Annotated in this window: 9 protein-coding genes; 7 read left to right on the forward strand and 2 right to left on the reverse strand. The window is 60.1% G+C overall.

Going from position 1 to position 12,760, the window contains the following annotated elements:
• Positions 1-31: 31 nt before the first annotated feature.
• From AC3WG5_RS04985 to AC3WG5_RS05005, 5 genes are all read left to right on the forward strand, one after another.
• Positions 32-952: an alpha/beta fold hydrolase gene (locus tag AC3WG5_RS04985; RefSeq protein WP_492568013.1), complete on the forward strand. Its 921-nt coding sequence runs from the start codon at positions 32-34 to the stop codon at positions 950-952.
• A 44-nt stretch (positions 953-996) separates the two neighbouring features.
• Positions 997-1,998: an NADP-dependent oxidoreductase gene (locus tag AC3WG5_RS04990; RefSeq protein WP_482580957.1), complete on the forward strand. Its 1,002-nt coding sequence runs from the start codon at positions 997-999 to the stop codon at positions 1,996-1,998.
• A 53-nt stretch (positions 1,999-2,051) separates the two neighbouring features.
• Complete coding sequence (locus AC3WG5_RS04995; protein WP_492568014.1) at positions 2,052-2,846, forward strand: SDR family NAD(P)-dependent oxidoreductase; 795 nt, start codon at positions 2,052-2,054, stop codon at positions 2,844-2,846.
• A gap of 67 nt (positions 2,847-2,913) precedes the next feature.
• The gene (locus AC3WG5_RS05000) at positions 2,914-3,981 is read left to right on the forward strand and encodes an alkene reductase (RefSeq protein WP_492568015.1); all 1,068 of its coding nucleotides are present in this window, start codon (positions 2,914-2,916) and stop codon (positions 3,979-3,981) included.
• A 1,667-nt stretch (positions 3,982-5,648) separates the two neighbouring features.
• On the forward strand, positions 5,649-6,152 hold the full coding sequence (locus AC3WG5_RS05005; protein WP_492568016.1) for a hypothetical protein: 504 nt from the start codon (positions 5,649-5,651) through the stop codon (positions 6,150-6,152).
• Between the two features lie 909 nt (positions 6,153-7,061).
• Here the strand turns inward: AC3WG5_RS05005 and hflX are convergent.
• The gene (gene hflX, locus AC3WG5_RS05010) at positions 7,062-8,450 is read right to left on the reverse strand and encodes a GTPase HflX (protein WP_492568017.1); all 1,389 of its coding nucleotides are present in this window, start codon (positions 8,448-8,450) and stop codon (positions 7,062-7,064) included.
• 242 nt (positions 8,451-8,692) lie between these two features.
• Here hflX and AC3WG5_RS05015 point away from each other — a divergent pair, with 242 nt between their 5' ends.
• On the forward strand, positions 8,693-9,961 hold the full coding sequence (locus tag AC3WG5_RS05015; RefSeq protein WP_492568018.1) for a DEAD/DEAH box helicase: 1,269 nt from the start codon (positions 8,693-8,695) through the stop codon (positions 9,959-9,961).
• A gap of 59 nt (positions 9,962-10,020) precedes the next feature.
• On the opposite strand, the gene AC3WG5_RS05020 is transcribed toward AC3WG5_RS05015, so the two are convergent.
• Positions 10,021-11,655 carry a trimethylamine N-oxide permease gene (locus AC3WG5_RS05020; RefSeq protein WP_492568019.1) on the reverse strand — a complete coding sequence of 545 codons (1,635 nt, stop codon included), beginning with the start codon at positions 11,653-11,655 and terminating at the stop codon, positions 10,021-10,023.
• Positions 11,656-12,142: 487 nt separating this feature from the next.
• On the opposite strand from AC3WG5_RS05020, the gene AC3WG5_RS05025 reads away from it, so the two are divergent.
• Positions 12,143-12,739 (forward strand): TMEM175 family protein, encoded by a 597-nt coding sequence (locus AC3WG5_RS05025; protein WP_008952918.1) that lies wholly within the window; start codon positions 12,143-12,145, stop codon positions 12,737-12,739.
• The last annotated feature ends 21 nt before the right edge of the window (positions 12,740-12,760 follow it).

The raw sequence follows: 12,760 nt of genomic DNA on the forward strand, positions 1-12,760 counted from the left end.
CAGCAATCCACTCGCCACGGAGATTTCATTAATGGGCACGAACAATACAGGTATCGCTCCGGTAACCGGGGCACCCTCAAGCATCGGCGGAGCCGCCGCCGCGAGGGGGGCGATGGGCAATGTGAAATGGAGAGATGTACCGACCCGCACGATTGACGTTGGCGGGGTGGCTTTCGCCTATCGGGAGCTCGGCCCCGATTCCGGCGTGCCGGTGATCTTCCTGCACCACCTGATGGCCGTACTCGATGACTGGGATCCGCGGGTTATCGACGGCATCGCCGCACAGCGCCGGGTCATCGCCTTCGACAATCGCGGGGTCGGGGCTTCCGGAGGCGCGGTCCCGCACACCATCGAAGAGATGGGGCGCGATGCCATCGCCTTCATCCGCGCCCTGGGGTTCACGCAGGTCGATCTGCTCGGGTTCTCGATGGGCGGTGGCGTGGCACAGACGGTGGCTCTGCAGGCGCCTGACCTCGTACGGAGGATGATCCTCGCAGGAACAGGCCCACGGGGTGGCGGAGGCATCGACGAGGTCACCAAAGTCGCTGTCCTTGCCTACATCAAGGCGGCGTTGACCTGGAGCGACGCGAGGAATTTCCTGTTCTTCCCCCGTACCTCGGAAGGCAAGCGCGCGGCGCGGGATTACTTCGCCGCACTGAACGAGCGCACCCAAGGCCGTGACAAGCCCATTTCCCTGCAGGCCCGACGTGCGCAACTGCAGGCGATTCGTCACTGGGGCTTGAACACCCCCCATGATCTCTCCGCCATCAAACAACCTGTATTCGTGGCTAACGGCGACAACGACCTCATGGTCGACAGCAGCCTGTCCGCCGATATGGCGCGCCGGTTGCCGAATGCCCGACTCACGATCTACCCCGATTCCGGTCACGGCGGCGTGTTCCAGTACTACCGGGCCTTTGTCCCCGCCGTGCTGGACTTCCTCGCCGACTGATCCGCTCCGACCAGAATGAAAAACCAAGGATGGAAAATCACCATATGAAAGCCCTTATTTTCAAACGCTACGGCAAGTCACCTGAGATCGGGCTCAGCGAGGTGCCGCACCCCACGCTCAAGGACGACGAACTGCTGGTACAGGTTCACGCTGCCGGCCTGAACCCGATCGACTACGTAGTTCCGACCGGGATGTTCAAACCGGTTCTGCATTTCCAGCTTCCGGCCACATTGGGCAGCGATCTGGCCGGCGTGGTGACCGAGGTTGGCCGCAACGTGACTCGCTTCAAGCCAGGCGATGCCGTCTTCGCCAGCATATTCGACCTTGGCACGGGGTCGATTGCCGAATTCGCGGTGGTACCGGAGCGCGCTGCCGCGCTGAAACCGGCCAATCTGGACTTCGTGCAGGCTGCCTCGATCCCGATGGTCGGCCTCACCTCGTGGCAAGCGTTGAAGGAGCGCGCCAATCTTCAGGCCGGCCAGAAGGTGTTCATCCCGGCCGGCTCCGGCGGGATCGGCACCTTTGCGATCCAGCTGGCCAAGCACCTTGGCGCCAGGGTGGGCACCACCACCAGTACCGGCAACGTCGAACTGGTGCGCAGCCTGGGCGCAGACGAGGTGGTCGACTACAAGCAGCAGGCATTCGAAAACCTGCTGCATGGGTACGACGCGGTGTTGGGCACCGTGCGGGGAGACACCATTGAAAAATCCCTCACCATCCTCAAGCCGGGAAGCAAGGTCGTCTCGCTCATCGGCCCGCTGGATGCCGCATTCGCGCGCGCCAGAGGCTTGAACGTCGTGCTGCGCTTTGTGTTCGGGCTGATGAGCCGCAAGATCATGCGCCTTGCCAAGCAGCGGGGCGTTAGCTACTCGTTTCTGTTCGTGCGCCCGGACGGCGGCCAACTTGGCCACATTGGCCAGCTCCTCGAGACGGAACGCATCCGGCCGGTGATCGACAAGGTGTTCCCGTTCGAGCAGGCCAAGGAGGCGCTTGAGTACCTTGCCCAAGGACGATCCAAGGGCAAAGTGGTCGTCAAGATGCGCTGAACCGTCGCTATTAACCCCCCAGTTTTCCCCCACCAGACAGATAGAAGAAAACCATGAACGCATCCAGAAAAATTGCCGTTATCACCGGCGCGTCATCCGGCATTGGCGCCATCTACGCTGATCGTCTGGCCCGGCGCGGCTATGACCTGTTGCTCGTCGCCCGCCGTGGTGAGCGCCTGCAGACACTCGCCGCACGGCTGGAGCAGGCTTACGACGTCAAGGCCGAAACGCTGGTGGCCGATCTTGAGCAAGACGCCGGCCTCACTGCGCTGGAAACCATTCTCGCCACCAACCCTGCCATCCGGGTGCTGGTGAACAACGCCGGTATTGCCCGACTGGCCCCGGTTACCGATGCCCCGTCGCAGGACTCGCTGTCGCAGATCGCGTTGAACATTACCGCGCTGACGCGCTTGACCCATGCGGTACTGCCGGCATTCAAGGCACGCAACGATGGCGTCATCATCAATATCGCCTCGGCGCTGGCGCTGCATGCGCTGCCGGTAAGCGCGGTCTACAGCGGCACCAAGGGCTTCGTGCTCAACTTCAGCCGCGGCCTGCAGCAGGAGCTGGCGGAGACCGGTATCCGGGTTCAAGTGGTGCTGCCTGCCGCCACCGCCACCGATCTTTGGGATATCTCCGGCGTGCCGCTGGCGGCGTTGCCGCAAGAAACGGTGATGTCTGCCGAGCATCTGGTGGACGCGGCGTTGGCCGGTTTCGACCAGGGCGAGTCGGTTACGTTGCCGTCCATGGCGGATGCCGGCCTCTGGGCGCGATACGACACGGCACGCGCCGAACTGTTTGCCGCGATGCAAACCGGCCAGCCAGCGCCGCGACTACTTGCCCTCTGAGCGCTGCCGGTCGCTGCGCCCTTGTTGCAACCCGACTTGATCCAAATCCGACATCCTGGAGATTCTCATGAGCAGCCCGCTATTCACCCCCACCCGACTCGGCAGCCTGTCGCTGAAGAACCGCATCGTCATGGCACCGCTGACGCGCAGCCGCGCGACCGGCAACCTGCCCAATGAACTGATGGAACAGTATTACCGCCAGCGGGCGGAGGCCGGCCTGATCATTACCGAGGGCACCTCGCCATCGCCCAACGGCCTGGGCTATGCGCGCATCCCAGGACTGTTCGACGATGCGCAGGTGCAGGGCTGGCGGCGGGTGACCGATAGCGTCCATCAGGCTGGCGGCAGGATTTTTGTGCAGTTGATGCACACCGGGCGGGTGAGCCATCCCGCCAACATGCCGGACGGCGCCAGCGTGCTGGCACCCTCGCCGATTGCCGTTCCCGGCGAGATATGGACCGACAGCGATGGCATGCAGCCCTATCCGGTACCCCGCGAAATGAGCGAGGCGGATATTGCCCACAGCATCGCCGAATATGCGGCGTCGGCCAAACTGGCGATAGCGGCCGGTTTTGATGGCGTCGAACTGCATGCGGCCAACGGCTACCTGATCGACCAATTCCTCAATACCGCTTCCAATCAGCGCCATGATCGCTGGGGTGGCTCGGTCGAGAACCGCATCCGCTTCGCGGTCGAAGTCGCCAAGGCGACCATCGCCGCCATTGGTGCCGAGCGCGTTGGCATACGTATCTCGCCGTACGGTGTCTTCAATGCCCAAGCGACGGATGCCGAGATGGATGCGCTGTACCTGCGTCTGATCGACGAGTTGAATACGCTCGGCCTGCTCTATATCCACACCGTGGATCACAGCGCCATGGGGGCGCCTGAAGTGAGCCCCGAGTTGAAAGCCAAGCTCCGTGCCGCGTTCAACGGGCAATACATTCTCTCAGGTGGCTACGATGTCGCCCGAGCCGAGGCTGATCTCGATGCGCAGCGTGGTGACCTGGTAGCTTTCGGTCGTCCGTTTATCTCGAATCCGGATCTGGTAGCCAAGCTGAAGTTGGGACAGGAACTGGTGGCACCTGATTTCTCTACCTTTTACACGCCTGGAGAAAAGGGCTACACCGATTATTGAAGTCTGACATAGGTTACATACCTGCCATTGAGGCGACGGGTGTGAAACTGTCGGCGTTAGAGTCGGAAGCGGACAACTAGCCTCTCTGGGGAAGTTGACCGCTTTGGCCGAGTTGCACGCGTAGGCGGTCAGGCAGGTGTCTGACCCAAGCAGTCATCCGCATGGCGGCTCCAACTGTCCCGGTAATGTCTGCTCCTGGCCGATAGCAGTCATGCTATCGCAATGGCATGAACGTCCGCTTCGGCCGAACTGTTGCCTGTGAGTGGAGGTGCCGGGCGGCTGCTCCACTCGGATACCGGTCGCTGAACTTTTGACGGATCGACCGGCAGCTACGAGTCGAAAGTGTGAGTTCGTCGGTGCTGGAAGCTGCCGCTCAACTGCCCGGTACAGCCACCGTCAGCAATCGACCACATTGCTGACGTAGCTCAGGGTGCTGCTCAATGGCAGCAAAGGCCGACCTTTTGTCCTTGGCCGGCCATACCGAGTGACTGCTCGACTCTGATACCTGTCATCTAACCTCTCTCTGCTCGACCGACGGCAATGGGTAGAAAGTGCGTTCCAAAAGTCAGAAAGCCGCCCTTCGGCTACGGTGTAACAGAAATGGCAGGAATGAGGCCCTGAACGGCCACTCAGGGCAGATGGCATGGAAGACCGCTTCGGCCGAGTTGTGTGCATTGGCTTTCCGACAGGTTTCAAAATACAGCAGCCATTCGAATGACTGCTTACCAGAATCATCAAATGACAGCAGTTGCCCGAGAGCACGTATTCGACAATTGAATCCGAAACCGGCGATAGGGAGGCTCCCTGCCGAGCCAGTGACCGCTTTACGGAGCCATAGTTGAACTGGCGCTCTCGACCAGTTGCCGCCGCTCGGTGGTGCGATTAGCAGCTCATCTGTGCGACCGCTTTGCTCTGATAGCGGAACATCGGTCGCTCGAAGCGTTTCACGGGAACGCCGAGGGCACATTCAATCACTTTGCAGCGATGACACATCACGGTGGGCGGCGAACTTCAGAAACGACCATAGCGCCGACAGATGTGCATTGCGGCTATTATCACCAACTTTCGACAGTCGTAATCCCTGGCTGAAGGACTAAGCTTGTAGCATCACAAGCTGGCAGATGGAGGCTGAACATGCTTGAGTACACTACGAAAACGGTAAAGGTGGTTGCTGGATTTTCGTGTGATCGTTGCAAACGCCGGTTCACGCCGGAAGACAGCGAATGGCATGAACACATCTCGATATCCTATCAAGGCGGCTACGATTCAATCTTCGGAGATGGCAACTTCATCTGTATTGACCTTTGCCAGCATTGCGTAAGCGAGGTACTTGGCCCTTGGCTCCGAATCACAGCAGAACCGGTAGATAATTAGCCTGACAACCCCAAACTCAGGATAGTGCTCGTTCCTTGCAAAGGCCTAGCCTGATCTCCCAGGTGAACTCACTCTCGCGTTCCAAAGGGATCTTGCCATGCAAAACGAACTGCAGAATCTGTACAACACCGCCTCCCAGTTGTTGAGCAGCGATCTGGATAACAGGGGCGAATTCAAATGGCGAATGCCTGCCCCGGTCACGACGACCCACAGCCACTCAACATCGCGCACGTGTTGCGGTCGAGATGCGGCAGACTGGAACCGCTAATTTCCACCAATGGAGGAAACTGACCATGGCTGACGACACCCTCGACCCCGGACTACACCAAATCGCCGAGCAATACCTCAATCGCCCGCTAGAATCACAAGAAGCCCTACTGCTACTGGCGTTGCAGCAGGCCAGACAGCAGGCCACCAGCCAAGGACAAGCTGGCGCAGCATCAAGCGTACGCAGCATCCTGGACGCGATCGAAGCAAGCTCCAGCCAGGCGCGGCAATTACAGGAAAAGGAAGAACAGGCCATCCTCAAACTGCTTGAAGGTAGCCAGACCCTGGCCGATCTACGCCCGTCCAGCCTGCAACCGGGCCGTGCCGAGCTGCAGCCTAGCAGCCCGCTTGCACTGACGCAGATCGCAGAACACCTGTCCAATCTCACTCGCCAGGAAGTGGAAAAATGCTTCCAGCAGACCTACGACCCGCTGGCAGAGCAGCTGCATGTGTTCACACAACAGATGAACAAGCTCGTGACACTGCCGGCAAGTGCTACCACCCCACCTACCGTTGCACGTGATCGATAACGAAGGTCCGGATTGGGTCGGGAATACGCAGTCCAGTAGCCAGGAAGCAGACATCCACATCAGTAAACGGGGGTATCCGGTTACCCGTCGAGAACTGATGCTCAAAGCAGACATGCCGGAGGGCTGCCAAGGCTTAACTGTGGCCACCTTAGGAGGCTTCTGCATAGGAGCGAAGGAACAAGTAAACCTAGTGAGATGCACACTGCTGATGAATGCATAGGATTTTTTCATCATCTATGCTGAAAAGTCGGATTTTTTCACAAACTTTGCGTCTGTTCAGCTTCGTTGCAAGCACACAAAAATGAAAAAAGCCTTACTTGGCAAAGGCTGAAGTTTTCACTAACTTTGCGTCCCTACAGTTGTAGAGTGCAGTAGAAAAATGGGGTGCCATCACCGTAGGTAATGATGTTGTGGTAGTAATCTACAAGAATATGAGTGGCTTCGCTGCCACACTCTTCACAAGTCGCAGACATCATAAGCAATCCTCTTGGAATTTATCAACACTAACAACATTACAATAGCATGATCCCCACATGGTTATCCATGGTTTGGCAATACCAGCACTATCGGCAAGAACAAGCTAGAGATCAGCCCACACATTCTAGGGGACAAGTCTTGCGCCAACACGCCATCCTGTATTAGTACAGCCTCGCCTGACAGGAGGCGGTAGCCCAAGGCATCTGATTTGACGCAAGGAATTTTTCATGAATTCTGGTTAAAGGTAGGATTTTTTCAGCTTGTCTGCACTTTGAACCAAACACACAATGCGCATCTATGTGAAAAAAGCCTTATCAAACAAGGGCAAGATTTTTCACTAACTTTGCCTCCCTACAGTTGCCGTATTGGTTGCAGGCTGACCATCGCAGCAAGGCCTGGGCCGAACCGCTCAGGCCTTGCTGCGACAGCGCCTCAGACTTCCCAATATTCCTTTTCCCGGCCCTGCAAGCCGGGATTGAGCTGCTCGTGCAGGCTGCGCAGTTTTTCCGGCTCGCCACGCACGCGGAACCAGCTGCCCTCTTCCTCAGCACACTCTTCCAGCACTTGGCAGTGGCTGTAGATTTCACCGCGCAGCTGTTGTGCCGACCACGGCAGCAGCAGCTCGTCTTCCACCAGATCCTGCTGGAAAAAGGAAACGATGGTCGCATGCAGGCTGGCCACATCCTCCGGACAACGCGCACTCATCACCACGCAGCCTGGATAGCGTTCCTGCAGTTCGGCCGTCCAGGCAGCCTGCTCCGCCTCATCGCCGACATGGTCGATCTTGTTGAACACGCGAATTCTCGGCACGTCGTCGGCGCCGATTTCCTGCAGCACCTCGTCGGTCACTTCCAGCTGGCGCTGGAAACCGGGGTCACTGGCATCAATCACATGCAGCAACAGCGCGGCATCCAGTGCCTCTTCCAGCGTGGACTTGAACGAGGCTACCAGTCCGTGGGGCAGGTTCTTGATAAAACCGACAGTATCGCTGACCAGCACGCGCGGCACGCTTTCCGGATAAAGGGCACGCACCGTGGTGTCCAGCGTAGCGAACAGCTTGTTGGCCACCAGCACCTCGCTGCCGGTCAGTGCCCGCATCAGCGTGGACTTGCCTGCATTGGTATACCCCACCAGCGACACCCCGCCCAGGCCCAGGCCCTGACGTTCCAGACGGCGCGCGCGCTGGGTCTTGCGCTCCAGTTCCATGGCGATGATTTCGCGTTGCAGCTCGGCGATGCGGTCACGCACCTTGCGACGGTCCAGCTCAGTATGCGATTCACCGGCACCACGACCACCAGTACCGCTGCGCTGCCGGCCTTGCGGACCGGCCAGCTTGGCCGCTTCGCGCAGGCGCGGCGCCATATAGCCGAGACGGGCGATTTCCACCTGTGCACGTGCCGCGCGCGAGCGGGCATTGCGATGGAAAATCTCCAGGATGACCATGGTGCGGTCCATCACCTCGCAACCAACGGCCAGCTCCAGATTGCGCGCCTGTGACGGCGAGATTTCGTGGTCCACCAGCAACACGTCGAACTCAACCGTGCTGGAGTCCAGCTCTTGTGGGTCTTCTTCCAGTTCGTCGTTGCGGATGCCACGGTTGACGAACATGCTGATTTCTTCCAGCTTGCCCACGCCCAGATAGGCCGTGCGGTCGAAGCTGTTACGCTTTTGAACAAAGGTCTGCATCACCTGGAAACCCAGCGTCTTGGCCAACTCGCTCAGTTCGTTGAGCGAGGCCTCGAACTCGCTATCGCTGACATCCGGCAACTGGACCGAGGTCACAAGGGCATAACGAGGCTTCTCTTTGACTTCTGTTTGCATGTGCAGATTGCTTTACTTGGTGACGAGCCCAGATAGTACTCACAAATGGCACTTTCCGCTGGCAGGATGAGTGACTGGCCATCGATCCGCTGCCACCCGCAGCCCCCTGGCAAGCAAGAGCCGCCATCTGGGCGCACACCGGCTGCAGCCACGCAACGCCTTCCTTGACCGCGTGGCTGGCGCAGCCGATACTCCTGCGGCCCTAGGCCGCAAGGTCCTCACACTCATACCCGTCGCCATTCATGCCATTCTCTTCTATGGGCCTGCACCCCTCTCTGGCCCAGGCCGCCCTCAGTCAGGGCTACCTTGCCCCCTCTGCCATCCAGACCTCCGCCATTCCTGCCATTTTGCAGGGCCGCGATGTACTGGCCACCGCACAGACCGGCTCCGGCAAGACAGCGGCCTTCTGTCTGCCGCTGCTGCAGCAATGGCTGACGAGTCGCCAGGGTTCGCCACGTCAGGTCCAGGCGTTGATCCTGCTACCCACTCGCGAACTGGCAGTTCAGGTCGGCAATACCCTGCGTGAACTGGCCCTGTCCCTGCCACGGAGCGTGAAGGTGGCCGTGGTCTATGGCGGCGTCTCCATCAACCCGCAAATGATGGCCTTGCGGAGCGGTGCCGACATCGTGGTGGCCACCCCCGGACGACTGCTGGACTTGATCGGGTACAATGCACTGAATATTTCCACCGTCGGTACCTTGGTACTCGACGAGGCCGACCGTCTGCTCGACCTCGGTTTTGCCGACGAACTTGGCCGCCTGCTGGCCTTGCTGCCCCCCTACCGGCAGAACCTGCTGTTCTCCGCCACGTTTCCGCCCGCCGTTCACTCACTGGCGGAACAACTCCTGAGCCAGCCACTGCGCATCGACATTGCGCAGACCGCCGCCACGGCACCGGATATCCACCAGCGCGCCATCGAAGTGGACGCCAGCCAGCGCACGATGCTGCTGCGCCACCTGTTGCAGACGCATGGATGGGACCGGGTACTGGTGTTCGTGGCTAGCCGGCAGGCTGCCGACCGTGTGACCGGCAAGCTGCAACGTGCCGGTATCCGTGCCGCGGCCCTGCATGGCGATTGCAGCCAGGGACAGCGCGGCCAAGTGCTGGCCGATCTCAAGTCGGGACAGTTGCAGGTACTGGTGGCCACCGACGTGGCGGCTCGTGGCATCGACATCCCCCTCCTGCCGGTGGTGGTCAACTACGATCTGCCACGCTCGCCGGTGGACTACACCCACCGTATCGGCCGCACCGGCCGGGCCGGTGCTCGCGGCGAAGCCATCAGTTTCATCAGCGCCGACTGCGCCGCCCATTTCCAACTGATCGAAAAGCGCCAACCGCGACGGCTGCAGCGCGAACAGATTGCCGGTTTCAAGCCGACCGTCACCGCGAATGTCGCGAGCTTAGGCCACACTGCCGAACACGTCGGCAACGGCGGCATCAAGGGCAAACGCAAAAGCAAGAAAGACAAGCTACGCGAAGCCGCCGCTCAACAACAGGCGGACAACAGCTAGGACGAGTCATGGCGGCAGAGGAAGGCAGACGCTGCCCCATCCTCTACCGCCACCCCCGGCTAGCCGATGACCGTCAGCTTAGCCGAAATCCAGATCACGGCAACCGCCAGCAGGAGCGCAAGGCACGGCAGGACACCGGCGCGGGCATGCGGCAACTCCATGTCCTTGCGCATGGATGCCGGAAACTGTCCCTTGTCTTGCCAGTAATGGCGGTAGATGAACACCGGCACGATCAGGAAAGTGGCGATCAGCCCGTTGCGCAGCGTGTTCTCGCCCTGGAAGTTGGCGCCGGCGCCGACGAACACCAGGTCGAGATAACCACACAGCACGCCAAGCGCCAGCAGCCAGTTGGCGCACTTGTACGGACGCGGCCAGTCGGCACGGTCGAGGCGGTGAATCCAGCCGGACTGCAGGTTGAGGAAGACGAAGATCATGTAGCAGACGTTGGAGATCGACAGCACGGCCATGTAGTTTGACATCAACAGCAGGAACAGGTTGAACACCAGGTCGGTCCACATCGCGCGGGTCGGGGCACCGTGCTCGTTGATGTGCGACAGGTATTTCGGCAGCCAGCCGTCGACCGATGCCTGGTACAGCGTGCGCGACGACCCCATCATCGACGTCATCACGATCAGCAGAATCGACAACACCAGCATCACCACGATCACGTTGAACACCACCACCCCGCCACCGACAAACCTGGCCATCTCGGCGCCGACGCCCGAGCCGTCGACGATGGCCGGGGCCAGCATGCCGGAGAGGCCCAGTTCCCCCTGGAAGGCGATCGGCACCGCGATGAACATGAACAGGCACAAGAGCCCCGACGAGACGATCGCCTTGAAAGTGTCCTGCTGCGGGTTCTTGAACTCCCGGGTGTAGCACACGGCAGTCTCGAAGCCGAAGGTCGACCAGCAGGCCAGGAACATGGCACCCATCGCGGTACTGATGCCGGCGGCGTTCCAGCTTCCCATCACCGAGGCGCCGGTGGCGTCATGCATCAGCGGCAGCAGCGGCAGGAAATGCGTCGACGGCATGTCACCGGTAAACAGGGGAACCAGCGCAATCACCACCAGCGGCGTCAGCGAAGCGATGCCGAGAATGCGCTGGGTTCGGGCCGCGGCGGAGGCGCCGCTGTGCTGCAGCTTGAACGTGATCAGCAGGAAGATCACCGCCAGAACGAAGGTGGAGTTGATCCGCAGCGTCAGATCCTTGCTGATGAAGCCCAGATCCAGCAGCGTGACCTGCCATGTATTGATGGCGGCATCGGCCGGGAACAGGTTGCTCAGCATGTAGCCGGCAGCCAGACTGGTGCCGAGCGCCAGCATCGGCGACCAGGCGATCCAGTTGCACCACACCGATACCGGGGCTACGAACTTGCTGTAGCGGACCCAGCCGAGTGCGCCGTACACCGACGCCCCGCCCGACTTGTGGGGGTAGAGCCCGGAGATTTCGGCATAGGTAAAGCACTGGGCGAACCCGACCAGGATGGCCAGAATCCAGATGATCCATGCCGGCTGGCCAATGGTGGCAGACACGCCACCGATGGTGAACAGTACACCGGCGGGCACGCCGCTGGTCACCCAGAACGCATCCTTCCAGGTGAGGTTACGATGCAGGTCCTGGGTTTGCCCGGCAACGTGCGTCCGGGCACCGCCTGCTGTGGGAAAAGGCAGTACTTCTTCTTGCAAACTCACACTTTCTCCTTTGGTGCTGCATTTCATGGTTTGGCCCGCGATACGCAGGCGCAAACCTTTGCTGCCTGTATTGGCAGTCATTTTTATATGCAGGGAAATGTAGCCGGCTTTTCTCATTCCTTGTAGCCAGCCAACGAAAAGGCAAACCACGCGACTTTCCGGGCAACTGCTGTTTGTCCGGACAGTGCATCCTGCCCCGTGGGGGCAGGGCAATGTTGCACGGTTACCGTTGTAAGGTATGCGGGGCTCGCCCTCTTGTCCTTACCGGTACTGCACTGGCCAAATTGCGTCATCGAGAGAGCTGACGCCACGAGAGCCGTCAATCGGTCAGAAAGAGAAAGGACATGGAGAGGCGCGCCCTCCGATCCGATACGCATACCAACACAAAGCAACTGGAGAAGCCAGCGCGGCTCAGGGTATGCTCAAGCACGGAACCACACCATGGTGACGGCTCCGTCCCTCGTCCTTCTTCCTGTTAGCGGGTGCCATGGAAAAAAATCGGCTTGAAGCGTTCAGCGACGGCGTGCTGGCGATCATCATCACCATCATGGTGCTGGAACTCAAAGTGCCGCATGGCGAATCGCTCTCCGCCCTGCTGCCCTTGTGGCCGGTCGCCATCAGCTACGTGCTGAGCTTCATCTACGTCGGCATCTACTGGAACAACCACCATCACATGATGCACGCCAGCAAAAGCGTCAACGGTGCCATCTTGTGGTCGAACCTCCACCTGCTGTTCTGGCTGTCCTTGCTGCCTTTTACCACGGGCTGGATGGGCGAGAATCATTTTGGCCGCTGGCCGACCATGCTCTACGGCCTGAATCTGCTGCTGTGCGCGGTGGCTTATAACCTGTTGCAGACGTCCCTGATCCGCCATCACGGGCCGGACAGCCTGCTCGCACGAGCGATCGGACGGGACCTCAAGGGCAAGGCGTCGCCCGTGCTCTACCTGCTAGGCATCGTGACCGCCGGGCTGGATTACCCCTGTGGCGGGATGATTTTTTTCGTCGGCGTCGCCTTGCTGTGGCTGGTGCCTGATCGACGGATGGAAAGGGCCATGGCGGGGCATCAACGCAGTACGCCATAGCCCTCAAGATTAAGAGGGCTA

The sequence above is a fragment of the Pseudogulbenkiania sp. FW507-F1 genome, assembly GCF_058781125.1.